The organism is Maritimibacter sp. (assembly GCF_016774595.1).
Lineage (GTDB): Bacteria > Pseudomonadota > Alphaproteobacteria > Rhodobacterales > Rhodobacteraceae > Maritimibacter > Maritimibacter alkaliphilus.
This window is the reverse complement of sequence record NZ_JACBWT010000001.1, coordinates 998,905-1,023,950: the sequence shown is the minus strand read 5'-3', so window position 1 is coordinate 1,023,950 and position 25,046 is coordinate 998,905. Positions and strand designations below refer to the sequence as shown.

The window sequence follows — 25,046 nt, the reverse complement described above, 5'->3', positions numbered from 1 at the left end:
GCTCATACGTGGGCCTCTTCGGGGTGGGCTTCTTCCATGTCATGCGCGCCGCCCATCATCAGGCCGATGGCGTCGATGGTGATGCCTTTCGCGGGGCGGGGCGGGGCGAGGCGGCCTTCGGTGATCGCGGTGATGCGGTCGGAGACGTCCATCAACTCGTCGAGATCTTGAGAGATGCAGATGACGCCTGCACCCTTGGCGGCGAGGTCGAGGATCGCCTGCCGGATCGCGGCGGCGGCGGCGGCATCGACGCCCCATGTGGGCTGGTTCACGACGAGCACGGTGGGCCGCTGCAGGATCTCGCGCCCGATCACGAATTTCTGGAGATTGCCGCCGGAGAGGGCACCTGCGGCGGTCTCGGTCCCCGGCGTGCGCACGTCGAAGGCCTTGATGACGCTGGCCGCGAAGTCACGGGCCTTGCCCCATGCCACGAAGCCGTTCTTCGTGAGGTTTTCGCGGATGTCGCCGGTGAGCAGCGCGTTTTCCGTCAGGCTCATCTCGGGCGCGGCGGCATGGCCCAGCCGTTCTTCGGGTGCGGCGAGCAGGCCCACGGCGCGGCGGGCATTGGGGCCCATGCGGCCGACCGGGGCGCCTTCGAGCGTGATGGTCTTCGGCGCGGTGGTCCGCTCGCCCGAGAGGGCGGCGAGCAATTCGTCCTGCCCGTTGCCCGCGACGCCCGCGATGCCGAGGACCTCGCCCGCCTTCAACTCGAACGAGATGTCGCGCAGGCGGGTGCCGAATTCGTCGGCGGGGGCGAGTGTGAGGTTCTCGACCGTGAGCAGCACCTCGCCCGGTTCGGCATAGTCGCGCGAGGGCGTATGGAGGGTCTGGCCCACCATCATCTCGGCCAGTTCGCGGGCGGATTTCTCGCGCGGATTGCACTCGCCCACCACCTTGCCGAGGCGCAGCACGGTGGCGTGGTCGCAGAGCGCGCGGATCTCTTCGAGCTTGTGGGAGATATAGAGGATCGCGGTGCCTTCTGCCGAGAGCTTGTTCAGCGTTTTGAACAGGATCTCGACCTCCTGCGGGGTCAGGACCGAGGTCGGCTCGTCCATGATGAGAAGCTTGGGGTTTTGCAAAAGACAGCGAATGATTTCAACGCGTTGACGCTCGCCGGCCGACAGGTTTCCGACCCGGCGCGTGGGGTCGAGCGGCAGGCCGTAAGCCTCGGACACGTCGGTGATCTTCTTGGCGAGTTCACGCATGGGCGGCGGATTGTCCATGCCGAGTGCGATGTTTTCGGCCACGTCGAGCGCGTCGAAGAGGGAAAAGTGCTGGAACACCATCGCGACCCCGGCGGCGCGGGCGGCATGGGGGTTCGCAGGCTCGAACGGGGCGCCGTTCACCTTCATCTGGCCGCTGTCGGGTTTGACGAGGCCGTAGATCATCTTGACCAGCGTGGACTTGCCCGCGCCGTTTTCGCCCAGAAGCGCATGGACCTGACCGGGAGCGATGGCGAACGACACGCCATCGTTGGCGACCACGCCCGGATAGGCCTTGGTCAGCCCGTCAATCGCCAGATAGGCGTCTATCATTCCCTGTCCCCTTGTCCCCCAGCGCGCCATCCCCTGCGCGCGCGACGTCCCTCACGATATCGGCCGCCACGCCGAGCGCAATCGCGGCGGGGTGTTTGCCGAGCGCCTTGTCCCCGATGGGGCAGCGGATGCGGTCAATTTCGGCAAACGGGTGGCCCGATTGCTGCAAGCGTTTGCGAAAGCGCGCCCATTTGGTGTCCGAGCCGATGAGGCCCGCGCTGGCGAAACCGCGGGTGAGCAGACCGTCGCAGATCGCCTGATCGAGCGCGTGGCTGTAGGTCATCACGATGTGATGCGCGTTCGTCGGCGCAAAGCGGGTCGCCTCGGCGATGTTCGGGGCGGGGAGGGCGGTGACGCCCTCGGGTATCGTGCCGGGGAAACGGTCGGGGCCGGTATCCACCCAGGTGATCGCGAGACCGGGCAGCGCGGTCAGGGTGGCGACCAGCGCACGGCCCACGTGGCCTGCGCCCCAGATCCAGACAGGGGCGGGCGTGGTGGTGATCGGTTCGATCATCCAGCCGTCGACGAGGGCCGGGGCAGGGGCGTCGCCCTGATTGCGGGCACGGGTTTGAATTTGCTGGACTTTCAGCGTGGCGGGGGCGTCCGTGATCGGGCGGCAGAAGGTGTCGCCTTCGGGCAGCGATGTCTCGGTGAATCGTTCCCAGAGCAGGCGCACGCGGCCGCCGCAGCATTGGCCCATGTCGGGTCCGAGGGCGACGGTGCGGGTGGCGATGTCGCGGCCTTGGGTGAGCATGGCGCGGGCGGTGGCCACCGCTTCGTATTCCAGCGTGCCGCCGCCGATGGTGCCGTCCTGCCCGTCCGGCCAGACGGTGACGGATGCGCCGACCTCGCGCGGGGCGGAGCCTGCCACCTGCGTCACGACGACGCGCACCACGGGGCCGTGGTCTGCGATCAGGGTGGCGAGGTGGGCGCGGTCGAAGCTCATGCCGCGCCCCTTGTGCGGGTGGAGAACCGGGAGGGCCAGCCCTCCCGGACCCTCCCGAAGTATTTTTGAAACGAAGAAGGGGCGGCGGTCATGTGCGCACCTTCTTGGCCGCCATGTAGACCCGTTCCGGTGTCGCGGGGGCGCTCAGGTTCGGGTAGGCCTCGCCACAGGCGCCGACGGCGTCGGAGAGCGCCATGAGGGCCGAGATGCCGAGCATCAGGGGCGGTTCGCCCACCGCCTTGGAGCGGTAGATGGTCGGCACGTGGTTCTCGCCGTTCCAGAGGGCGACGTTGAACACGTCGGGGCGGTCGGAGCAGGCCGGGATCTTGTAGGTGGAGGGGGCGTGGGTGCGCAACACGCCCTTGTCGTCCCACACCAGTTCCTCGGTGGTGAGCCAGCCCGCGCCCTGCACGAAGCCGCCTTCGATCTGGCCCACGTCCACGGCGGGGTTCAGCGACTGGCCGACGTCATGAAGGATGTCGACGCGCAGGATCTTGTTCTCACCGGTGAGCGTGTCGATCACCACCTCGGTGATCGCGGCGCCGTGGGCGAAGTAGTAGAACGGATGGCCCTTGCCGATGGTGCGGTCCCACGAAATGTCCGGCGTGGCGTAGAACCCGGTGGCCGACAGGCTGATCCGGTTCTCATGTGCGAGCTTGGCGGCTTCCTCGAAGCTGAGGACGGTGTTGCCCGCCGTCACCTTGCCATCGGCGAAGAGGACATCCTTGGGTTTCACCCCGTCGACCGCGAGGAAGCGCGCGATCCGGTCCTTGATCTGATCCACGGCGTTCTTGACCGCCATGCCGTTCAGGTCGGACCCGGACGAGGCGGCGGTGGCCGATGTGTTGGGGACCTTGCCGGTGTCGGTCGCGGTGATCCTGACCCGGCCCATGTCGATGCCGAATTCGCCCGCCGCCACTTGGGCCACCTTCTGGAACAGGCCCTGCCCCATCTCGGTGCCGCCGTGATTGATGGTGACCGACCCGTCGGCGTAGACGTTCACCAGCGCGCCCGCCTGATTGAGGTGGGTGAGGGTGAAGCTGATCCCGAATTTCACGGGGGTCAGCGCGATGCCCTTCTTCAGGATCGGGCTTTTCTCGTTCCACGTCCTGATCGCGTCGCGCCGGGTCTTGTAGTTCGCGGTGTCGGCCAGTTGCCGGACCAGATCGGGCAGGATGAAGCCCTTGACCGGCTGGCCATAAGGCGTCTCCTGCGGTTTGGATTTCTTATAGAAATTGGCCTGCCGGAACTCCAGCGGGTCCATCCCCAGCCGGTGGGCCATGTGATCCATGACCCGCTCGATCCCCACCATGCCCTGCGGGCCGCCGAAGCCGCGAAAGGCGGTGGCGGAGCAGGTGTTGGTCTTCATCCGGTGCGAGGTGATGCGGATGTTCGGGATGAAATAGGCATTGTCGGCATGGAGCATGGCGCGGTCGGCCACGGGAAGAGACAGATCCTGCGACCAGCCGCAGCGCACGTATTGGTCGAACTCGACCGCGACCAGCTTGCCCTTGGCGTCCACCCCAGCCTTGTAGGCGATGCGGAAGTCGTGGCGCTTGCCGGTGATGATCATGTCGTCATCACGGTCGTAGCGCATCTTGCACGGCTTTCCGGTCAGATGCGCGGCCACGGCGCAGGCGATGGCCAATGCGTTGCCCTGGCTTTCCTTGCCGCCGAAGCCGCCACCCATGCGCCGGGTTTCGACCCGGACGGCATGGAAGGGGGTGCCCAATGCCTCGGCCACCTTGTGCTGGATCTCGGTCGGGTGCTGGGTCGAGGTCGCCAGCACCATGTCGCCGTTGTCCTGCGGCGAGGCGAGGCTGATCTGGCCTTCGAGATAGAAATGCTCCTGCCCGCCGATCTCGATCTTGCCTTCGATGATCGTGTCGGCCTTGGCCATGGCCGGGTCCACGTCGCCGCGTTTCCATGTCAGCGGCCCGCCCTCGAAATAGCTGCGCACGGCGACGGCATCGTCGATGGTCAGGATCGCGGGCTTGGGGTCGATGACCACCTCGGCTTTCGCGGCGGCTTCGCGCGCCAAACGGTGCGAGGTGGCGACGACGAGAAAGATCGGCTGGCCGTGGTAATGCACCTCGCCGGGGGCGAGGAGCGGTTCGTCATGGGCCGCCGACGAGATGTCGTTGACGCCCGGCAGATCGGCGGCGGTGATGACGCGGACCACCCCCGGCGCGGTGCGCACGGCGGTCAGGTCCATGGACGAGATCACGCCGCGCGCGACGTGGCTGAGACCGAAGGCGAGGTGCAGGCAATCGGCGGGCACGGGGATGTCGTCGATATAGCGCGCAGCTCCCGTGACGTGCATCGGTGCGGAGTCGTGGGGAAGGGGCTTGCCCATGCTCATGGCGCGACCTCCCGCACGTCGGTGGGTTGCCCCTGATCCTCGCGCCAGACCCGCTCCAGCATGTTGGCCGCCGTTTCCAGCCGGTAATTCGCCGAGGCCCGCATGTCGTTCATCGGGCGGAAATCTTCGGCGAAGGACCACTTGGCGTTGCGGACCGTCTCGATGGTCCACGGCTTGCCGACCAGCGCCTTTTCGACCGCCTTCGCGCGCATCGGCGTGCCTGCCATGCCCCCGAAGGCAATGCGGGCGGATGAGACGATTCCGTCTTTCAGACGGATATTGAAGGCACCGAGCACCGCGGAAATGTCCTGATCGAACCTTTTCGACAGTTTGTAGACCTTGAGCCGGTCCTCGCCCTCTTCCCGCGGGATCACCACCGCCTCGACGAATTCGCCGGGTTCGAGATCCTGTTTGCCGTATTCGAGGAAAAAGTCCTCGAGCGGCATCTCGCGCGTGTCGTCGCCATGCCTGAGTTGCAGCATTGCGCCCAGCGCGATGAGCGGCGGGGGCGTGTCGCCGATGGGCGAGCCGTTGGCGATGTTGCCGCCGACCGTCGCGGCCGAGCGCACCTGATGCGAGGCGAAGCGGTCGAGCATGGCCGAGAAGGAGGGATAGCGTTTGGCGATGGCGAGGCGGAAGGCTTCGACACTCGCCGCCGCACCGATCCGGATCATGTAGGGCGCGGTTTCGATGCGCCGCATTTCCTCGATCTGGCTGACGAAGATGACGGTGCCCAGATCGCGCAGGCTCTTGTTGACCCACAGGCCCACGTCTGTCGCCCCCGCGATGAGCGTGGCCTGGGGGTGGGCGCGCAGAAGCTCCGCCAGCGCCGCCGTTGTCGTCGGCTGGAAATCGTTGACATAGCCGCGCAGGGCCGGGCCGGTGGGAATGTCGCGCAGCCAGCCGGGCACCGGGCGGCGCGCCGCGTTGGTAGCAGCCCGCACGATCGGGGCATAACCCGTGCAGCGGCACAGGTTGCCCGCCAGTTGCAGGTCGTGATCCGTTTCGCCGTTGATCTGGCCCACGGCCATCGACACCACGAAGCCGGGGGTGCAAAAGCCGCATTGGCTGCCGTGGTGTTCCACCATCGCCTGTTGCACCGGGTGCATTTCGCCATCCGGTGCGGCCAGCCCCTCGACCGTCGTCAGGGTTTTGCCGTTGATCTGCGGCAAAAACAGGATGCAGCCGTTCAGCGCCCGCGTGCCCGCCTCGTCCGTCACCATGACGGTGCAGGCCCCGCAGTCGCCCTCGTTACACCCTTCTTTCGTGCCGGTGAGTCCGCGCGTCTCGCGCAGCCAGTCGAGCACCGTCGTGGTCGGAGACACGCCGGTCAACTCCACGGTCTCTCCGTTCAGAAGAAACGCGATGTCCATGCCCTGTCTGTCCCGCCGCTTTACCGTTGTCACCCCATTCACGTCCTTCGATGCGGCGTAGAAGGACCGGGTTATCCAAAGCAGGAAAGCGCAGAAAATGGGCGCTGTCTACCCGCGTGCCGGTCACGGAAGCGGCGTAAAGCGTTGGAATTGCCCTTGAACCAAGCGGTTCATCGGCGAATTGCCCGAAATAGCGGCAGGGCGCGGGCCCGCCGGGGGCTGCTCGTCGGCTTGATCCTGCGCAAGGACGGGGGCGTCCGGGGTCGTATGATCGGGGCTTTGGCGGGAGGTTGGGATGAAGATCGTTCTGTGGATCCTTGGGCTGGCGCTGCTGGCGGCGATTGTGGCGACGGCGGCACAGGCCCTTTTCGTGAGCCGGACCCTCGCGGCGCGCGAAGCGCGTCTGGCCGTCACGAAGGGCGGCACGCTGCGCGACGACCTGCCCGAAGTGGTGCGCGCCTTTGCCGAACGCGGGTTGGCGGGGGCGCCGCCGGGCCGGGTCGTGCGCCTGCGCCAGAGCGTCGAGATGGTGCTGAAGCCGGGGGCCGGGTGGCAGCCGATGCGGGCGCGGCAGGTCATCGGGATCGACACTGCGGGCTTTGTCTGGGTGGCGGCGATGACGGTGGGACCGATCGCGCTGGTCAAAGCCATCGACGCGTTCGGCGAGGGGCGCGGGATGCTCGACATTCGTGTGCTAGGCGCGTGGCGGATGGGTGTGTCGCAGGGGCCGGACGCGGACCGGGCCGAGGCCGCGCGATACCTTGCCGAACTGCCGTGGTCGCCCGACGCGATCCTGCTGAACCGCGATCTGATCTGGAGCGAAACGGCGGACGGGGTCGAGGTCGCGCTGGACACGGCAGGGGGCGAGGCGCGGGTCGCGTTCTACTTCGACGCGGCGGGCGACATCGTGCGCATGACCGCGAAGGACAGGGCCGCGACGCAGCCGGATGGAAGCGTCTGGCTTCTCGACTGGGCCGGTCACTTTTCGGACTACGGCATGGTCGGCGGGCGCCGCATCCCGCGCCGGGGGGAAGTGGGCTATATATATCCCACCGGCTACGAGGCCTACTGGCGCGGGACGATCACCGATTACAGGGTCGAGGCGAGGTCGCCCAACTGATCTATGGCCGTGCCCCAGCCGTCGAAAAAGCCCATGCTTTCGTGGCTGACGCGCGTCGCGACGTCCGCGTGAAGCGCACGGGCGGTGACCTTGGTCCCGGCCTCGGTCGCTTCCAGCATGTAGACGCCTGTCAGGAACGCGCTGCCCTTGGGGTGAACGCCCGGCGTCATCGCGTCGGTGAAGGCAAATGTCCGGCCCTCGTCCGCGATCAGGACGCAGCCGGGGCCGGCGTCCTGCGTTTCCCCGTTCGGGCCGAACATCGGCGTGTGGAAGATGCCGCCCGGTCGCGGGTCGATCATCGCGCCGCGCACCTGCCATGGCTTCGGGCAGAACCACTGGGCGAGGAGGTCCGGGTCGGTCAGGCAGCGCCACAGGGTCGCGGGCGTGGCGGAAACGGTGCGGGTCAGTTCAAGGTCGGTGGCGGGGTTGAAAGCGAAAGGGTCCATCGGGTGTCCTGTCATTTGAACGTGGAGACGAGCGCGTCGATCAGGGCTTCCATGCCGCCCTGCCGCATTTCGGCCCCGTCCGAGCCTTCGAAGAAGACGCCCGCTTCGGTGTAGTCGAGCCGGGTGCCCGCTTCGGTCGGGGTAAGCTCCACCGTCGCCAGCGAGGTGGAGTGCACGCGACCATCCCACGACATCGAATAGGCATAAACGATGCGTTCGTCCGGCTTGATGTCGAAATAGGTCGTCGCGTTTTCGTGGATGCCCGTGGCCGGACCTTCGGTCATGGTGAACCGCCCGCGCTCGCTCCCGCCGACCCGGAAATCCAGTTCGTAGTCGGAGGCCGACAGGTGCGGGTTCAGGAACCACGCGCGTTTCAGGTCTTCGTCCGCGAAGGCGCGAAAGACGCTGGCGGGGCTGGCCGCGATGGTGCGGGAAACAGAGAAATTGCCGTGTTCGATGGTCATGATGCGCTCTCGATATGGTGGATCAGATTGGCGATTGAGGTCGTCCAGCCGCCCTTGGTTCCGGCGAGCATTCCGTCGCCGACGAAGGATGTGGTGTAGACGTCGAGGGTCAGGCGCGTGCCGGCCTCGGTCGCGCCGAAGACGACGCTGACCTGCGAGGCGGCGAGGGGCGTGTCGCCCTTGCGCACGATTTCCGTGAAACTGACCGAGGCGGGTTCGTCGAGTTTGTGATAGCGCGTCTCGACCATGTAGGTCGGGTCCGACTTCGGGCCGCAACGATGCAGCCCGGTTCCGCCGTCGCGAGGGTCGTGTTCCAAGACCTCCAACACCTCGTCAGGCGAGGGTGGCGACCAGATCGCGCGCGCTTTCGGGTCGAAAAAGGCGGCCCAGACGGCGGCGGGCGGGGCCGCAATCCCGCGCTCCAGCGTGAAGCGATCGTTGTCGAGGCTCATGTCTCGTCCTTCGGAAAGGTGTTGGATTCCGCTTCGATCCGTTTCGCGACCGCTTCGAGCCGGTCGAGGCGGCCCTCCCACACCCGTTTCTGGCGTTCGATCCAAGTTTCGGCGGGGCCGAACGCCTCGGGCGTGAGGGCGACGATGCGCTGGCGGCCGACCTTGCGGCTGGTTACGACGCCCGCGTCCTCAAGCCGGTCGATGTGCTTGAGGAAAGAGGGCAGTGCCATGTCGTGCGGGGCCGCCAGTTCCTTGATCGGCGCTTCGCCATGGGTCAGCCGTTCCACCACGTCGCGGCGGGTCTGATCGGCGAGCGCCAGAAACAGGATATCCATTTGGTTAGCCATGAAGCTAACTATTCACGCGACGCGATTCGAGGCAAGGGAAAAGTTACCCCACAGGCTAACTGTTTTCGGATATGTCGGCGGACAGGCCGTCGAGCTTGGCGATGCCGTCGTCCCAGCTGGCAAGGGCGCTGGGTTCGGACCCTTCGGCCTGCATCAACGCCGCTTCGAGCCGCGTGCCCGAGGCGATCTCATGCAGGTCGATGACCAGCGTCGCCGGATTGGCGGCCCCGGTCGGGCGATACTCGGCCCCGAGCGCGGTGGTGATGACCAGCCGGGTGGGGGCCTGCGCGTCGATCACACAGGCTGAAATGGTCTCGAGCTTCGCACCGGCGCGCGCCAGCGTGAGGTCGAAGCGACCGCCGCGATGCGGCTCGACGATTGCACCGGCAAGATCCTCGCCGAACGGTTTGAACCACTCGACGAGCAGCCGACCGTCGGTCAAAGCGCGATAAACCCCTTGGGGTCTGGATTTCAGATACCGGGTCGTGCGGACTTCCTGATTGGGTCCGGGAATCATGTCTGCCTCATGTCTCGTTTTGCGCGATCTTGAGGGTCTGCACGCGAGACCGTCCATCACATTTGCGACCCGCGCACGATCCCGGCTTGCTCCCGCCGACCGGGGGCCTAGTCTGGGCGTATGGCTGCCACTCCCCGATTCATTCACCTTCGCGTCCACACGGAATATTCGCTTCTCGAAGGCGCGGTTCCGGTCAAGAAACTCGCCGGTCTGTGCGAGAGCATGGACATGCCCGCCGTCGCCGTGACCGACACGAACAACATGTTCTGTGCGCTTGAGTTTTCCGTGACGGCGAGCGGGGCGGGCGTGCAGCCGATCATCGGGTGCCAGGTGACGGTCGCCTTCGATGCGCCGGAGCCGGGCGAGCAGCCCAGACCCGGCGCGCCCGTGGTCCTGCTGGCCCAGAACGAGGGCGGCTACGAGAACCTGATGAAGCTGAACTCCTGCCTCTACCTCGACAAGCACGGGGCGCTGCCGGAGGTCACTCTGGCGGAGTTGGAGCGGTATTCGGCGGGTCTTATCTGTCTGACCGGCGGGGCCGAGGGGCCGGTGGGTCACTGGCTTCAGCAAGGCAATCGTGCCAAGGCGCAGGAGCTGATGACGTGGTTCCACCGCGTGTTCGCGGATCGGCTGTATGTCGAATTGCAGCGCCATCCCGGCGAAGGCGGGCAGCTGACCGAACCGGAACAAAAGACCGAGCGCGGGTTCGTGGAAATGGCCTATGCGATGGGCATTCCGCTGGTCGCGACGAACGACGTCTATTTCCCCAAGACCCAGCTTTATGAGGCGCATGACGCGCTGATCTGTATCGCCGAAGGGGCCTATGTCGACCAGCAGGAGCCGCGCCGCCACCTGACGCCGCAGCACTATTTCAAGAGTCCGCAGGAAATGGCGACGCTGTTCGCCGACCTGCCGGAAGCGATCGAGAACACCGTCGAAATCGCGCGCCGCTGCGCCTTCATGGCCTATCGCCGCGACCCGATCCTGCCCAAGTTCGCCGACGACGAGGTGGACGAATTGCGCCGTCAGGCGAAGGAGGGGCTGGAGGCGCGTCTCGCGGTGATTCCGCATGCCGCCCCGGTCGAAGAATACGAGGCGCGGCTGGAGTTCGAGCTGGGCATCATCGAAGGCATGGGGTTTCCCGGCTACTTCCTGATCGTTGCCGACTTCATCAAGTGGTCCAAGGACAACGGCATTCCCATCGGGCCGGGGCGGGGGTCGGGTGCAGGCTCGCTCGTGGCTTACGCGCTGACCATCACCGACCTCGATCCGCTGCGCTATTCGCTGCTGTTCGAGCGCTTCCTGAACCCGGAACGTGTGTCGATGCCCGACTTCGACATCGACTTCTGCATGGACCGGCGGGAAGAGACGATCCGCTACGTGCAGGAGAAATACGGGCGCGACAAGGTGGGCCAGATCATCACCTTCGGTGCCCTTCTGTCCAAGGCCGCGGTGCGCGACGTGGGCCGGGTGCTGCAAATGCCCTATGGGCAGGTGGACCGGCTGTCCAAGCTGATCCCGGTCGAGGGCGTGAAGCCCGTTTCGATCACACAGGCGCTCAAGGACGAGCCGCGCCTGCGCGAAGAGGCGCGCTCGGAAGAGGTCGTGGAACGGCTTCTGCGCTATGCCGAGCAGGTCGAAGGGCTCTTGCGGAACGCCTCGACCCACGCGGCGGGTGTGGTGATCGGGGACCGGCCGCTCGATGCGCTGGTGCCGCTCTATCAGGATCCGCGCTCCGACATGCCCGCGACGCAATTCAACATGAAATGGGTCGAGCAGGCGGGGTTGGTGAAGTTCGACTTTCTGGGCCTCAAGACGCTCACGGTCATTCAGAACGCCATCGACCTGATCCACGGGCAAGGGCGCGACCTGCATATCGGGCCGGACGGGGCCGAGATCTACACCCCTGCCGAGGGCGGGGAGAACCAGATCAACCTGATCCCGCTGGATGACGAAAAGACCTACCGGCTTTATGCCAGCGCCAAGACGGTCGCCGTGTTCCAGGTGGAATCGACGGGTATGATGGACGCGCTCAGGCGCATGAAACCGACCTGCATCGAAGACATCGTGGCGCTCGTGGCGCTTTACCGTCCCGGCCCGATGGAGAACATCCCGACCTATTGCGAGGTCAAGAACGGTCAGCGCGAAATCGAGTCGGTGCATCCGCTGATCGACCATATCCTCGAAGAGACGCAGGGCATCATCGTCTATCAGGAACAGGTGATGCAGATCGCGCAGGAGATGGCGGGCTACAGCCTTGGCGGCGCCGACCTGCTGCGTCGCGCGATGGGTAAGAAGATCAAGGAGGCGATGGACGCCGAGCGCCCGAAATTCGAAAAGGGCGCGGCCGAAAAGGGCGTGGACAAGAAGAAGGCGAGCGAGGTGTTCGACCTTCTCGAAAAGTTCGCCAACTACGGCTTCAACAAGTCCCACGCGGCGGCCTATGCCGTGGTCAGCTACCAGACCGCATGGCTCAAGGCGAACCACCCGGTCGAGTTCATGGCGGGCGTCATGAACTGCGACATTCACCTGACCGACAAGCTGGGCGTCTATGCCGAAGAAGTCCGCCGGGGGCTGGATATCGAGATCGTGCCGCCTTGCGTGAACAGGTCCGAGGCGATGTTCAGCGTGTCGGAAGGCCGGGTTGTCTATGGTCTCGGCGCGCTGAAGAACGTGGGTGTCGAGGCGATGAAGCTGATCGTCGAGGCACGCAAGGTTGAGGGCCGCGAAAAGCCCTTCGTGAACCTTTACGACGTGGCGCGGAGGGTGGACCTGAAGCGTGTCGGAAAGCGCCCGATGGAAATGCTGGCGCGGGCAGGTGCCTTCGACGAGCTCGACGCCAACCGGCGGCGGGTTTTCGAAAGCCTCGACGCGCTGGTGAGCTATTCGGCGGCGATCCACGAACAGCGCGACAGCGCGCAGGTCAGCCTGTTCGGCGAAGCGGGGGATGATCTGCCGGAGCCGCGCCTATCGAATGCGCCGGACTGGCTGCCCAACGAACGGCTGGCCGAAGAGCACAAGGCGATCGGGTTCTACCTGTCCGGGCATCCGCTGGACGACTACATGGCCGCGCTCAAGCGCAAGGGCGTGGTAACGCTGGAAGAACTGACCAAGAAGGTCCAGCGCGCGCCCTGCGTCGCCAAGATCGCGGGCGCGGTGTCGGCCAAGCAGGAGCGCAAGTCGGCCAAGGGCAATCGCTTTGCCTTCGTCGCCATGACCGACCCGACCGGGGCCTGCGAGATCACGGTGTTCTCGGAAACCCTGGAGCAGAACCGGCAGTTTCTGGAAACCGGCATGAACGTCGTGGTGACGGTCGAAGCGACCTATGAGAGCGAGCAGCTGAAACTGCTCGCCCGGTCGGCCGCCCCGGTGGATACGGTGGTGCAGGACGCGGGCGGCATGGCGCTGAGGGTCTATGTCGACAGCCCCGGCGTGGTGGCCACGGTCGCGGGCCTGCTCGAGTCGGCGCGCGAACAGGCCAAGGGCGCGCGGCCCGGTGCGGTCAGTTTCTGCCTGATGGACCCGACCCTGCCCGGCGAGGTGGAAATGGACATCGGTGCCGAATTTCCGCTGAACCCGCAGATCAAGGGCGCGCTGAAGTCGTTGTCTGGCGTCGTCGACGTCGAGGAAGTCTGACGTTTCCGAAAGGAGCGGGCTGAAGCCCGCGCTTTGGGAGCCTGATCCGCCAAGGGCGGCTCAGGCGATCAGGGGGCGCTGCCCCCGCTCTCATTTGCAGGCAAATGAGTGCCCCCCCGAGGTTTTTTGAAACAGAGAAGAGGCGGGCGCGTCCGGGGCGGGAGCCGTCGAGTTCGGCTGTGACTGAACCTTTCCGGCCTTTGCGCCGTTATAAGTCGGACACGAGGACCGTTACATGCACGACCATCCCCCCGACCGCGACAGCCCCGCGCCCGATCCCGCACTCGAGGAAGAAGAGCAGCAGGAGGAGATCAAGGAGGCGTCCAAGCTGTCGCCGACCACCATTTACGAGGTGATCCGGCTGGATGGCGAGGAAGAGCTTCGGCGCAACAAGTTGTCGCTCATGTGGTCGGGCATCTCGGCCGGGATCGTCATCAGTCTTTCGGTCCTTGGCGAAGCGATCTTTCGCGCGCACCTGCCCGATACGCCGGCGCGTTACCTGATCGAGAACCTCGGCTATTCGCTGGGCTTCCTGATGGTGATCGTGGGGCGGATGCAGTTGTTCACCGAGAACACGATGACCACGGTGCTGCCCCTGCTCGACAAGCCCGGCTGGGGTGTTCTGGGGCGCACGGCGGCGCTTTGGGCGATCGTCCTGATCGCCAACGTGATCGGCGCCTTCGTCGTGGCGTTGTTTTATGCCTACGGCGGCGCGCTGGGCGACGACCTTATGGCCGCCATGTTCGAACTGTCGCTGCACGCCGTCGGTTTCGAGCCGGGCGAGGCCTTTGCACGCGGCATTCCCGCCGGTGTCCTGATCGCCGCGATCGTCTGGATGCTGCCGCAGGTCAAGGATGCGGCGGTCGCGATCATCGTGATCTTCACCTGGCTCATCGCGGCAGGCGATTTCACGCATATCGTCGCCGGATCGGTCGAAATGGCGCTGCTGATGGTGGTGGGCGACCTCAGCCTTACGGACGGCGTGTTCGACTTTTTCCTGCCGGTGCTCGCGGGCAACGTGATCGGCGGCACGGCGATTTTCACCATGTTGATCTACGGTCAGACCCGGCGGGACCGGGAACGGCGTCTGGGTTAACGGCGCAGTTCCACGATGCGGCGCGCCACGCCTTCGCCGCCGTTCAGGGTGCCGACGGTGATGCCGTAGATCAGACGCTGGGACAGGACGACGAAGTAGAGGTCGAAGTCCACCTCGCCCTCGGGCCCGGTGTAGCTGCCGCCGCCCTGAAGCTGGGGCAGGGTGCCGATGTCGCACCCGGCTTCGGCGGAGATCTGGTCGTTTTGGGCCACATCCTCGGGGTCGAGCGGGCTGCCCTCGGGGAGATCGAAGTTGAGGCCGTCGCGCCAGGCCCGCAGTTCGACCTCGCCCTCGAACACCGGGCCGCCGCTGATGAAGAGTGCGTCGTTCACCATCGACAGGGTCGTCGGTTCCGCCGCGCCCTGATCGGGCAAAGGCACGGTGCGGCCCGACATGGTGGCCACGCCCACGCCCATGAAGGTCTGGTAGGTGCCGAGAATTTCGGGGGCGTCGCCCGCCAGGATTGCGTCGGCGGTGAGCGTGCAGCCGATGCTGGGCGAGGCGTCCGGCGCGGGCAAATCCGTGGCCTCGACCCCGTCCGAGGTGTCCTGTGCCAGCGCCATGGACGCGGCGAGACAGAATGCGGTGGCGGCGGGGGCGAGTGCGTATCGGGACATGAAATCTCCTGTCTGAATTACAAGAAACCTAGACGCCCCGCGCCCCCAGGTGAAGCCGCGTCAGGCCGCGAGCCCGCTTTTCTCGGGCGTGGCGAGCCCGTCGGCGCGAAGTGCGCGCTGCACGGCAGGGCGGGCGATCATGCGCTGGTGGTGGTCGCGGATGTTGTTCGGCATCTCGATCCCGTGTTGGTGACACCAGCGGGTCATGTAGAAAAGCGCTCCCTCGGCCACGGTGAAATCGCCCAGAAGCCAGTCCTTGTCGCCCAGCGTCTCGGACAGGTTGTCGAGGCCGATCTTAACCTGATCGCGGCCATGCGCCCGAAGCGCCTCCTGCGCGGACGGGTCGTGGGGGTGGAACTTCATCGGCGCGAAAATGAAGGTGAAGCCGCGCATGTGGATCGACGACACCATGTAATCCATGATCTCGATGACACGAAGCTGGCCCTCGAAATCGGCGGGCAGCATCCGGGCCTCGGGATAGGTGTGGCCGATCCAGAGCGCGATGGCCGGAAACTCGGTCACGAGCGAGCCGTCTTCGCGCAGGATCGCGGGGACTTTGCCCTTGGGGTTCGCCGCGCGGTAGTCGGGCGAGAACTGTTCGCGGTTGGCAAGGTCGATGATCCGGTTCTCGAAGTCAGCCCCCGCCTCTTCGAGCAGGACATGGATGCCGATGGAACAGGCGCCGATGCCGTTGAAGAACGTAATCATGGTATCCTCCCTGAGACTGGCGCGAGCCTAGGGCAGGATACCTGTGTGTGACAGTCGGATTTTCGCGTCCTTGCGCTTTGCGCCACGATGGTCGGCGCTGGGTCGAGCCCGTCCTACCAGTGCGGGGGTTTCTGGTCGGCCAGCGGGACGCTTCCGCCCGCCTCGAGCTCCTGCTCCGCCGCGCGTTCCATCAGCATGTGCAGACGGCGGGTGAGCGTGTCGAGCAGCTTGTCCTGCCGTGCGATCACCTCGGACAGATCGTCCACGGTGCGGGTGAGGTAGGCCACCTGTTCTTCGAGATCGGTAATGCGGTCGGTCATGTCCGTCTCCTTTTGATCGGTGTCATAGCGGGGGTGCCCGCCAAGCGCGACACTTACCTTCGTGAAATGGGAGGTAAGAATGAAACGCATCTTCGCAACCTTGGCCGCCCTGCTGATCGCCAGCGCGGCGCAGGCCTATGACGGCGAGCTTTACGTGACCTGTCACCTCGACCCGGCAGGCGACAACTGGGTCGCGTTAAAGGCCGCGCCGAACATCAATTCGCAGAGGCTGATGAAGCTGGGGCCCGAGACGTTCCTCGTCACCACCGATCCCTATCCGCAGGGCAAGTGGCGGCAGGTGATCGTGCAGCGGTCGATGCAAAGCTGGGATTATTCCGGCCCCGTCGGCTGGGTCTATACCGATTACATCTGTTACGTGGACCTGAGCGGGGGCTGAGCGCCGCTTGCCCCGTGGCCGGAACCGGGATATTCCGCCCGCGAACGATGGACGGGACCGATCATGGCCAAGCAAAAGAAACAGCCCCGGCCCAAGGCGGAAACGCCGAAGGGCTTTCGCGATTATTTCGGCGCGGACGTGGAAGAGCGTCGGCATATGCTGGACGCGATTGCGGGCGTGTATCATCGCTATGGCTTCGATGCGCTGGAGTCCTCGGGCGTCGAGACGGTCGAGGCGCTGGGCAAGTTCCTGCCCGACGTGGATCGCCCGAACGAGGGCGTGTTCGCCTGGCAGGACGAGGACGAGACGTGGATGGCGCTGCGTTACGACCTGACCGCGCCGTTGGCCCGCGTCTATGCCCAGCACCGCAACGACCTGCCGACCCCCTATCGCCGCTATGCGATGGGGCCGGTCTGGCGCAACGAGAAGCCGGGACCGGGGCGGTATCGGCAGTTTTATCAGTGCGATGCGGACACGGTCGGCACGGCCAGCATGGCGGCGGATGCGGAAATCTGCGCGATGCTGTCGGACGCGCTGGAGGAGGTCGGTATTCCGCGTGGCGATTACGTGGTGCGGATCAACAACCGGAAGGTGCTGAACGGGGTCCTTCAAATTGCGCTCGGCTATGACGAAAACGACGTAGATGCTCAACTTGGCGCAGCATACGATGCGGCGAACAAGCGTGACGCAGTCCTCCGCACCATCGACAAGTTCGACAAGGTCGGCGAGGCCGGGGTGCGCGAGTTACTCGGTAAAGGGCGACTGGATGCATCGGGCGCTTACATCGACGGTGTCGGGCTGACAAAAGAGCAGGCCGAGCCGGTGATCCGGTTCCTGACCTCAAAAGGGGCCGATAACGCCACGACGCTCGCCAACTTAGCGGATGCGGTGGGAGACACCATCATCGGTCAGGCAGGCGTTGCCGAGCTTCGCGAAATCGCTGACCTGCTCGCCGCCCAAGGCTACGGTTCGGACCGCATTATCATCGACCCCTCGGTCGTGCGCGGTCTTGGCTACTACACCGGCCCGGTGTTCGAGGCGGAGCTGACGTTCGAGATCCTCGACGACAAGGGCCGCCCGCGTCAGTTCGGGTCGGTCGCAGGTGGGGGCCGCTACGACGACCTCGTGGCGCGGTTCACCGGGCAGACCGTGCCCGCCGTTGGCGTCTCCATCGGGGTCGACCGTCTGCTGGCCGCCCTGCGGGAAAAGGGTCGGGTGGGCGGCACCGCGCAAGGGCCGGTGGTTGTCACTGTGATGGATCGCGACCGTATGGCCGACTATCAGACGATGGTCGCGGACCTGCGCAACGCAGGCATCCGGGCCGAGGTCTATCTGGGCAACCCCAAGAATTTCGGCAACCAGATGAAATACGCCGACAAGCGCAACTCACCCATCGCCATCATCGAAGGCGGGGACGAGAAAGAGCGGGGCGTCGTTCAGCTCAAGGACCTGATCCTCGGCGCGAAGATCGCTGAAAACGCGACGTTGGAAGAGTGGAAGGAACGCCCGTCCCAGATCGAAGTTTCGCGGGCCGATCTGGTGGTGGAAGTTCGAAAAATGCTGGACAGCCAGAATGCCTGACACGCTCGCAAAGGCGCAGGTCCGGGCCGAGGCCGCGCGGCTTCTGGCCCTGTTCGAGGGGCAGGGCGCGCAGGTCGTGGAGACGCCGATCCTGCAACCTGCCGAGACGCTGCTCGACCTGTATGGCGAGGATATTCGTGCGCGCGCCTATGTCACCTCGGACCCGATGATGGGCGAGGCGATGCTGCGCCCCGACTTCACCGTGCCCGTGGTTCAGATGCACATGGCCGAAGGGGCCGAGCCTGCGCGCTATACCTATGCCGGGGAAGTGTTCCGCAAGCAGGAGGACGATCCGCACCGCGCGCCGGAATACATGCAGGTCGGCTACGAGGTGTTCGACCGGGCCAATCCTGCGGCGTCCGACGCCGAGGTGTTCAGCGTGTTTTCCGACATCCTCGCGCCGCAGGGTCTGCGGGCGGCAACGGGCGATCTGGGTATCCTGCTGGCGGCGGTGCGCGGCCTGACGACCACCGAGCGGCGGCGCAACGCGCTGCTCAGGCACCTGTGGCGACCGCGCCGGTTCCGTGCGCTGCTCGACCGGTTTTCGGGGCGCGCGCAGAACCCCGAGGGGCGCAAGGCGCTGGCCGCTGGCGATCCGTTCGAGGGGATGGACGCGCCTGTCATCGGCCTGCGGTCGCGCGACGAGATCGAGGAACGCATCACGGCCTTGCGGGAGGATATGACGACCCCGCCGATCCCCGAGTCCGAGGTCGCGCTGCTCAACGACCTGCTGTCGATGCGCGAGACGATGACGAACGTGTGCGAGAACCTGCGCGATCTGGCGGTGGACATGCCGTCGATCATGGGCGCGGTCGAACGGTTCAGCGCGCGGTGCAAGGCGCTGGAGGCACGCGGTGTCGATGTCGAAAACCTCGACTTCGAGGGGTCGTTCGGGCGCACCACGCTGGAATATTACGACGGCTTCGTCTTCGGTTTCTACGCCGCCAGCCGCCCGGACCTGCCGCCCGTCGCCACGGGCGGGCGTTACGATGCGTTGACGCGGGTGCTGGGGCGCGGGTCCGAGATTCCGGCGGTCGGCGGCGTGATCCGCCCCGAACTGCTGCTGGCGGCGGGAGGTGCGGCATGACCATCAAGCTTGGCGTGCCGTCCAAGGGCCGGCTCATGGAAAAGACCTTCGACTGGTTCGCGGATCGCGGCGTGACGCTGGCGCGCACCGGGTCGGAACGGGAATATGCGGGCGCGGTCATGGGGATCGATGGGATCGAACTGGTCCTGCTCTCAGCCGGGGAAATCCCGCGCGAACTGGCGGCGGGCCGTATCCACCTCGGCGTCACCGGGTCGGACCTCGTGCGCGAAAAGCTGGGGCTGTGGGAAGAAAAGGTGGGCGAGCTTGCGCCGATGGGGTTCGGTCACGCCGACCTTATCATCGCCGTGCCGAAGGCTTGGGTCGACGTGACCACGCTTGACGATCTCGACGCGGTGGCGGCGGCGTTCCGGCGTCGTCACGGTTTCCGCCTGCGCATCGCGACCAAGTATCACCGCCTCATCCGCGACTATCTGCGCGACAACGGGGTGGCCGATTACCAGTTGGTCGACAGTCAGGGCGCGACCGAGGGCACGGTGAAGAACGAGACCGCCGAGGCGATTGCCGACATCACCTCGACCGGGGAAACCCTGCGCGCGAACCATCTCAAGGTACTCTCCGGCGGCCCGGTGCACCGCTCGCAGGCGACGCTGTTCAAAAGCCGCATGGCCGAGTGGTCCAAGGACGACCGCCGCATCCTGACCGACCTCAAGGACCGTCTCGGGCTCGAAGACTGACGCAGGCGCCGGAACCGACGGACTGAGCCTGCGTTCTTCCCTTGAACGAGGGAGAGCGCATGTCCGATCACCATAACACCGCTGCGAACTGGGCCCGTGAACTTGGCCGGCGAACGGGGCGCGTCTTTCGCGGCGGACCCGGCCCCGCGACCGACGACGGCGACGAAAGGCGCGAACGGCCGGGGCGTCGCCCGTCGCGCAGGAAACGCATCGCAATCGGGGCGGGGACGCTTGCGCTTTGCGCGCTGCTGGTCGGAGGCGCTTTCGTTTTCACGCTTTCCGATCTCGACCGCTACGAGGTGAACACCGAGACCGTCCTTCAATTCGAGGATTCCAAAGGCGGCCCGCTCATGCTGCGCGGCGAAGTTCCGTCGGCCTATGTCACGCTGGACGAGATGCCCGTGCATCTCGCCGAAGCCGTGGTCGCGATCGAGGATCGCCGGTTCTTTTCCCACGGTGGTATCGACCCCCGGTCGGTCGGGCGGGCGGTCATGGCCAATGCCTCGGCCGGTGAAATCGTCGAAGGGGGCAGCACGATTTCGCAACAGCTTATCAAGATCAGCTATCTCGAACCCGAGCGGACGTGGCGGCGCAAGTTTCACGAGGCGCTGCTCACGCTGTCGCTGGAACGCCGCTATTCCAAGGAAGACATCCTCGAACGCTACATGAACGCGGTGTACTTGGGCAGCGGTGCGCGCGGGATGGGGGGCGCGTCGAAGGTCTATTTCGGCAAGCCCGTCTCCGAGCTGTCCCTCGCCGAAAGCGCGGCCCTCGCCGCGACGATCCAGCTGCCCTCCGCCGTGAACCTTTATTCCGATCCCGAGGCGCTCAAATCCCGCGCGGTCCAGACCATCCGCAACATGCGCGCGGACGGCAAGATCGACGCGACCGAGGCGAATGCGGCGGTTGCGGAATTGACGGTCATGCAACCGACGCAAGCGAAAGGCAGCTACGGCGGGTGGTTCGCCGATGTCGTGGCGGCCCAGACCGAAACGCTGGCCGACAGGTTCGACCAGCCGGGCAGCGTGCGCACGACATTGGACCCGGACATGCAGGCGCAGGCCGAGGCCGCGGTGAACAAGGTGCTTGCCGGCACGCCGCATCAGGCCGCGCTCGTCGCGCTGGACCCGGAGGGGCGCGTGGTCGCGATGGTCGGCGGGCGCGACTATGCCGACAGCCAGTTCAACCGGGCGACGCAGGCGCAGCGTCAGCCGGGATCGACCTTCAAGACCTTCGTTTACATGACGGCGCTGGCTGAGGGCATGTCGCCCGACGACGTGATCGAAGATGCGCCCGTCGAGATCGATGGCTACACGCCCGACAATTTCGATGGCCGCTATCATGGCCGCGTCACGCTCACGACCGCTTTCGCGAATTCCTTCAACGCGGCGGCCGTGAACCTTGGTCAGGCCGTGGGGCTCGACAACGTCGCCGCGACGGCGCGCGCGCTGGGACTGGACGCCGAGGTCTCCGCCACGCCGTCGCTCGCGCTTGGGGCGTCCGAAGTCACCTTGCTCGACCTCACCGAAGCCTATGCCGGGATCGCCACCGGGCGGATGCCGTTCAAGTCGCATTTCGTCGAGGGCATCACCGCCGGGCAGACGGGCGAGTATTTTCCGTTCGACTGGCAAGATCCGGCGCCGAGCGCGATGAGCGAAAAGCTGGACCCGGTGCGCGAACAGATCGCGGGCATGTTGCGCGCGACCGTGACGGACGGGACGGGTAAGGCCGTCGCGGGTGTGCCGGGGGCGGTGGGCAAGACCGGCACCAGCCAGAATTTCCGCGATGCGTGGTTCGTGGGCTGGGGCAACGGTCATGTGGTCGGCGTCTGGGTCGGCAATGACGACAACAGCCCGATGGAGGGCGTGACGGGCGGCAGCCTTCCGGCACAGATCTGGGCCGCGTTCCTCGAGGGTGCCGGGGGCGACGCGCAGACGGGGCCGGTGGCCCAAGACCCGGCCCCCGAAGTCGTCGCGCGCGAGGGCCAGCCGCAAGACGTGGCCCCGGCGGCGAATACCGATGCCCTGCGCGACGTCATCGCCGGGATCACGCGGACGGGCGAGATCGACGGGCAGGCGCTGGAACGCGCGGTGCGGGGCCTGTTGAATCAGGGCGGCGCGGCGACGGCGCAGGCCGGATCGTGCAACGTCGCCTCGTGCGACCGCGCCTATCGGTCTTTCCGCGCCTCGGACTGCACCTATCAGCCCTATGGTGGCGGGCCGCGCAAGCTTTGCACCCGGTAAGCAGCGCTCGGGCGGCGCTTCGGGCGGGCGGGTTGTCCGATGCCACTGGCGAGCCCGCTGTCCAGCCCCTATGTTCTTGGAAACGAAAGGGGTTCGGCGTTGATTTTCAACGATATCGCGGATGGCATCGTCCGGCAGGTCGAGGCGGTGGGAAACGGCGTGAACGAGGCGCTGTTCGAACCCGTGATCCGGCTGGGCGTCACCGGGTTGTCGCGTGCGGGCAAAACCGTGTTCATCACCTCGCTCGTCGCGAACTTGATGAACCGCGAGAGGATGCCGGGCTTTCTGCCGGCCGCCGAGGGGCGCGTCCTGACCGCCTTTCTCCAGCCGCAGCCGCATGACGACGTGCCGCGCTTCGACTATGAAAGCCACCTGTCGGCCATGACCGGGCCGGACCCGCACTGGCCGCAATCGACGCGGGCGGTGAGCGAGTTGCGCTTGTCCTTCCGCGTCAAACCCGGCGGGCTTCTGTCCGGGCTGCGATCGCCCCGCACCGTGCATCTGGATATCGTGGATTACCCCGGTGAATGGCTGCTCGATCTGGCGCTTCTCGACATGGACTATGCCACGTGGTCCGAGGACGCGCTGAAACGGGCCGAGCCGCGCAAGATGGGGGGCGATTTCCTTGCCTCTGCCCACGCCGCCGATCCGGCGGGCGAATATGACGAGGCGACGGCCAAGACCTTGTCGTCGGATTTCGCCGCCTACCTGCGCGACGCGCGCGAGGCCGGGTTTTCTGACTGCACGCCGGGGCGGTTCCTGCTGCCCGGCGAGATGGCGGGGTCGCCCGCGCTAACGTTCGCGCCGCTCCCGACGCCCACGCGCGCGCCGCGGGGGTCGCTCCACCGCGAGTTCGAGCGTCGGTTCGAGGCTTATAAATCCAAGGTGGTGAAGCCCTTCTTCCGCGATCATTTTTCCCGCATCGACCGCCAGATCGTGCTGGTCGACGTGCTGGGCGCGATCCACGCGGGGCCTGCGGCGCTGGAAGACCTGCGACGGGCGATGGCGGAAATTCTGTCGGCCTTCCGGCCTGGTCGCAACGCGTGGCTCACCTCGCTTTTGACAGGGCGGCGGGTCGAGAAGATCCTGTTCGCGGCGACCAAGGCCGACCATTTGCACCACACGCAGCACCCGCGCCTGACCGCCGTGATGTCGGCGCTGATGCGCGAGGCCAAGGATCGCGCGGATTTCGCCGGGGCAAGCACGGCGGCCATGTCCATCGCGGCGCTGCGGACGACGACCGAAGAGACGCTGGACCATCAGGGTCGCAAGCTCGACTGCGTGCGCGGCACGCTTCTGGACACCGGAAAACGCGCGGCGTTCTATCCCGGCGATCTGCCCGAAGATCCGGCACGGCTGCTCAAGCCCGCGCGCGACGGGGCCAAGGCGTGGCTCGACGAGGATTACGGGATCATGCGGTTCGCGCCCGCCGAAATCACGTTGAAACCGGGCGAGGGTCCGCCGCATATCCGGCTCGACCGCGCCGCCGAATTCCTGCTGGGGGATCGGCTGTGAGAGCGGTGCGCATAACCCGCGCCCGGCCATGGGAGACGCCCGTGCTGGCGCGCATCCTGTGGGATTTCGGGGGCGAGGCCGCGTGGCTGCCCCGTGTGCGCACCCGGACCGAAGAGGCGCGGCTCATTCGCCGGATGGTGCGCCGCGGATGGGTCCATGTCGCCCGCCGTGGCGCGCGCGTCGTCGGGTTCATCGCCGCGGGCGAGGGCGAGATTCACGCGCTCTACCTGCTGCCCGAAGCACGGGGGCAGGGGATCGGACAGGCGCTGATCGCCCATGCGCAGGCGCGTTCGCCCCGTCTGGGCCTTTGGGCCCATGCCGCCAACCATCCCGCGCGCCGCTTTTACGCCGCCGCCGGGTTCCGGCCTGTGTCGGTGGGCGCATCGAATGACGAGCGGCTCACGGAAATCCGATTTGAGTGGGAGGGTGCGGCATGAGCAAAGGCCCGGTTCTGATCGACCTCGAAGAAGGCGCGCCCGCCAAGGAAACGCCCGCCACCGCACCACCCGTGCCCGACCCGGAGCCGGACCTGCCACAGCCCCGCGCAATGGAAATGGCGGCCCGGATCGCCGCGCGCAGACCCTCGCGGCTGTCGCGCTGGTTCTGGTCGCTGGCCCTGTCGCTTGTGGCGTTCGCCGCATCCGTCGCGGCTTGGGAATTCGTGACGACGCTGCTCGAACGCAACCCGGTGCTGGGTCTGATCGCCACGGTGCTGACGGTCGCCTTCGTCGTGGTCCTGCTTATCATCGCGTTGCGGGAGCTGGCGGCCTTTGCCCGCCTGCGGCGCGTCGACGACATCCACGCGGCGGCGGATGCGGCGCTGACCCATGCCGATCTGGCCGAGGCGAAGGGCGTCATCGAACGGCTGCGTCGTCTCTTCCGTGGGCGCGAGGATCTGCGCTGGGGTCTGGATCGTCTGGCCGAACGTGAGGGCGACGTCTTCGATGCGGACGGGCTGATCCATCTGGCCGAGGCCGAGTTGCTCGGGCCATTGGACGAATTGGCCAAACGCGAGGTCGAGGCAGCGGCGCGGCAAGTCGCCACGGTGACGGCCATCGTCCCGCTCGCTCTGGCGGATGTTGTCACGGCGTTGACCTCGAACATCCGAATGATCCGGCGGATCGCGGAGATTTACGGGGGCCGCGCGGGTGCACTTGGTGCGTGGCGGCTGACGCGGGCGGTGATGACACATCTGGTTGCCACAGGGGCCGTCGCGGTGGGCGATGACCTGATCCAATCGGTCGTGGGCGGCACGGCGCTCTCGCGCATTTCGCGCCGCTTCGGCGAGGGCGTCGTGAACGGCGCGCTGACCGCGCGTGTGGGCGTGGCCGCGATGGAGGTGTGCAGGCCCCTCCCGTTTTCGCGTGAGAAGAAGCCCTCGGTCACCCGGTTGGTGCAACGGGCGCTGACGGGGCTGTTCGGCTCGAAAAGCTGACAGTTGCGGACCGTCGCCAAGGGGCGCTATACCCCCGCCCATGATGCACATGGCGATCATCATTCGAATTAGCGGCCCGGCTCTCACCTGAGACGCCGGGACAAGGCGTATGGACCCCGCGCCGCCCTTCCCCTACACACACCGCGACCAGAAT

The 25,046-nt window shown here is 66.3% G+C and carries 23 protein-coding genes; 11 read left to right on the top strand and 12 right to left on the bottom strand.

From position 1 onward, the window contains the following. Positions 1-2: 2 nt before the first annotated feature. The 4 genes from HOY44_RS05105 to xdhA form a co-directional block, all read right to left on the bottom strand. A complete protein-coding gene (locus HOY44_RS05105; RefSeq protein ID WP_287433448.1) occupies positions 3-1,535 on the bottom strand; it encodes an ABC transporter ATP-binding protein in 1,533 nt (510 codons plus the stop codon). Then, entirely contained in the window at positions 1,510-2,481 is a 972-nt protein-coding gene (gene xdhC / locus HOY44_RS05100) for a xanthine dehydrogenase accessory protein XdhC (protein ID WP_287433446.1), read from the bottom strand. Before xdhC ends, HOY44_RS05105 begins: the two co-directional genes overlap by 26 nt. An 88-nt stretch (positions 2,482-2,569) precedes the next feature. Then, the gene (gene xdhB, locus HOY44_RS05095) at positions 2,570-4,843 is read right to left on the bottom strand and encodes a xanthine dehydrogenase molybdopterin binding subunit (protein ID WP_287433445.1); all 2,274 of its coding nucleotides are present in this window, start codon (positions 4,841-4,843) and stop codon (positions 2,570-2,572) included. Beyond that, a complete protein-coding gene (gene xdhA / locus HOY44_RS05090) occupies positions 4,840-6,216 on the bottom strand; it encodes a xanthine dehydrogenase small subunit (RefSeq protein WP_287433444.1) in 1,377 nt (458 codons plus the stop codon). Before xdhA ends, xdhB begins: the two co-directional genes overlap by 4 nt. 295 nt (positions 6,217-6,511) lie before the next feature. Between xdhA and HOY44_RS05085 the strand changes: the two genes are divergently transcribed. Further along, positions 6,512-7,336: a DUF6544 family protein gene (locus HOY44_RS05085; protein WP_287433443.1), complete on the top strand. Its 825-nt coding sequence runs from the start codon at positions 6,512-6,514 to the stop codon at positions 7,334-7,336. Here the strand turns inward: HOY44_RS05085 and HOY44_RS05080 are convergent. From HOY44_RS05080 to HOY44_RS05060, 5 genes are read right to left on the bottom strand one after another with little or no spacing between them, the layout of a single operon-like run. Further along, complete coding sequence (locus HOY44_RS05080) at positions 7,306-7,782, bottom strand: SRPBCC family protein (protein ID WP_287433442.1); 477 nt, start codon at positions 7,780-7,782, stop codon at positions 7,306-7,308. The genes HOY44_RS05085 and HOY44_RS05080 overlap by 31 nt on opposite strands. Positions 7,783-7,793: 11 nt before the next feature. Further along, complete coding sequence (locus tag HOY44_RS05075) at positions 7,794-8,246, bottom strand: SRPBCC domain-containing protein (RefSeq protein ID WP_287433441.1); 453 nt, start codon at positions 8,244-8,246, stop codon at positions 7,794-7,796. Beyond that, complete coding sequence (locus tag HOY44_RS05070; RefSeq protein ID WP_287433439.1) at positions 8,243-8,698, bottom strand: SRPBCC family protein; 456 nt, start codon at positions 8,696-8,698, stop codon at positions 8,243-8,245. The genes HOY44_RS05075 and HOY44_RS05070 overlap by 4 nt, the downstream gene beginning before the upstream one ends. Beyond that, complete coding sequence (locus HOY44_RS05065) at positions 8,695-9,045, bottom strand: ArsR/SmtB family transcription factor (RefSeq protein WP_287433437.1); 351 nt, start codon at positions 9,043-9,045, stop codon at positions 8,695-8,697. The genes HOY44_RS05070 and HOY44_RS05065 overlap by 4 nt, the downstream gene beginning before the upstream one ends. 55 nt (positions 9,046-9,100) lie before the next feature. Then, complete coding sequence (locus HOY44_RS05060) at positions 9,101-9,562, bottom strand: SRPBCC domain-containing protein (RefSeq protein WP_008334472.1); 462 nt, start codon at positions 9,560-9,562, stop codon at positions 9,101-9,103. A 120-nt stretch (positions 9,563-9,682) separates the two neighbouring features. Here HOY44_RS05060 and dnaE point away from each other — a divergent pair, with 120 nt between their 5' ends. Together dnaE and HOY44_RS05050 are read left to right on the top strand one after the other, a co-directional pair. Further along, the gene (dnaE, locus tag HOY44_RS05055; protein ID WP_287433435.1) at positions 9,683-13,198 is read left to right on the top strand and encodes a DNA polymerase III subunit alpha; all 3,516 of its coding nucleotides are present in this window, start codon (positions 9,683-9,685) and stop codon (positions 13,196-13,198) included. A gap of 235 nt (positions 13,199-13,433) precedes the next feature. Next, positions 13,434-14,294, top strand: a complete 861-nt coding sequence (locus tag HOY44_RS05050) for a formate/nitrite transporter family protein (RefSeq protein ID WP_287433433.1) — start codon at positions 13,434-13,436, stop codon at positions 14,292-14,294. Here the strand turns inward: HOY44_RS05050 and HOY44_RS05045 are convergent. The 3 genes from HOY44_RS05045 to HOY44_RS05035 form a co-directional block, all read right to left on the bottom strand. Continuing rightward, complete coding sequence (locus HOY44_RS05045; RefSeq protein ID WP_287433432.1) at positions 14,291-14,911, bottom strand: hypothetical protein; 621 nt, start codon at positions 14,909-14,911, stop codon at positions 14,291-14,293. The two genes, HOY44_RS05050 and HOY44_RS05045, sit on opposite strands and share 4 nt — an antisense overlap. A 60-nt stretch (positions 14,912-14,971) precedes the next feature. Continuing rightward, on the bottom strand, positions 14,972-15,619 hold the full coding sequence (locus HOY44_RS05040) for a glutathione S-transferase family protein (RefSeq protein ID WP_287433430.1): 648 nt from the start codon (positions 15,617-15,619) through the stop codon (positions 14,972-14,974). 113 nt (positions 15,620-15,732) lie between these two features. Then, a complete protein-coding gene (locus HOY44_RS05035) occupies positions 15,733-15,939 on the bottom strand; it encodes a SlyX family protein (RefSeq protein ID WP_287433427.1) in 207 nt (68 codons plus the stop codon). Positions 15,940-16,018: 79 nt separating this feature from the next. Here HOY44_RS05035 and HOY44_RS05030 point away from each other — a divergent pair, with 79 nt between their 5' ends. From HOY44_RS05030 to HOY44_RS04995, 8 genes are all read left to right on the top strand, one after another. Continuing rightward, positions 16,019-16,336: a hypothetical protein gene (locus HOY44_RS05030; protein ID WP_138421632.1), complete on the top strand. Its 318-nt coding sequence runs from the start codon at positions 16,019-16,021 to the stop codon at positions 16,334-16,336. Between the two features lie 63 nt (positions 16,337-16,399). Further along, positions 16,400-17,917, top strand: a complete 1,518-nt coding sequence (gene hisS / locus HOY44_RS05025) for a histidine--tRNA ligase (protein WP_287433425.1) — start codon at positions 16,400-16,402, stop codon at positions 17,915-17,917. Beyond that, positions 17,910-19,004, top strand: a complete 1,095-nt coding sequence (locus tag HOY44_RS05020; protein ID WP_287433424.1) for an ATP phosphoribosyltransferase regulatory subunit — start codon at positions 17,910-17,912, stop codon at positions 19,002-19,004. Before hisS ends, HOY44_RS05020 begins: the two co-directional genes overlap by 8 nt. After that, complete coding sequence (hisG, locus tag HOY44_RS05015) at positions 19,001-19,699, top strand: ATP phosphoribosyltransferase (RefSeq protein WP_287433423.1); 699 nt, start codon at positions 19,001-19,003, stop codon at positions 19,697-19,699. The genes HOY44_RS05020 and hisG overlap by 4 nt, the downstream gene beginning before the upstream one ends. Positions 19,700-19,758: 59 nt before the next feature. After that, the gene (locus tag HOY44_RS05010) at positions 19,759-21,942 is read left to right on the top strand and encodes a PBP1A family penicillin-binding protein (RefSeq protein ID WP_287433422.1); all 2,184 of its coding nucleotides are present in this window, start codon (positions 19,759-19,761) and stop codon (positions 21,940-21,942) included. A gap of 99 nt (positions 21,943-22,041) precedes the next feature. Then, the gene (locus tag HOY44_RS05005; protein ID WP_287433421.1) at positions 22,042-23,457 is read left to right on the top strand and encodes a YcjX family GTP-binding protein; all 1,416 of its coding nucleotides are present in this window, start codon (positions 22,042-22,044) and stop codon (positions 23,455-23,457) included. Between the two features lie 41 nt (positions 23,458-23,498). Further along, positions 23,499-23,894, top strand: coding sequence for a GNAT family N-acetyltransferase (locus tag HOY44_RS05000; RefSeq protein ID WP_148912560.1), 396 nt, complete (start codon positions 23,499-23,501; stop codon positions 23,892-23,894). Further along, a complete protein-coding gene (locus HOY44_RS04995) occupies positions 23,891-24,892 on the top strand; it encodes a YcjF family protein (RefSeq protein ID WP_287433419.1) in 1,002 nt (333 codons plus the stop codon). Before HOY44_RS05000 ends, HOY44_RS04995 begins: the two co-directional genes overlap by 4 nt. The last annotated feature ends 154 nt before the right edge of the window (positions 24,893-25,046 follow it).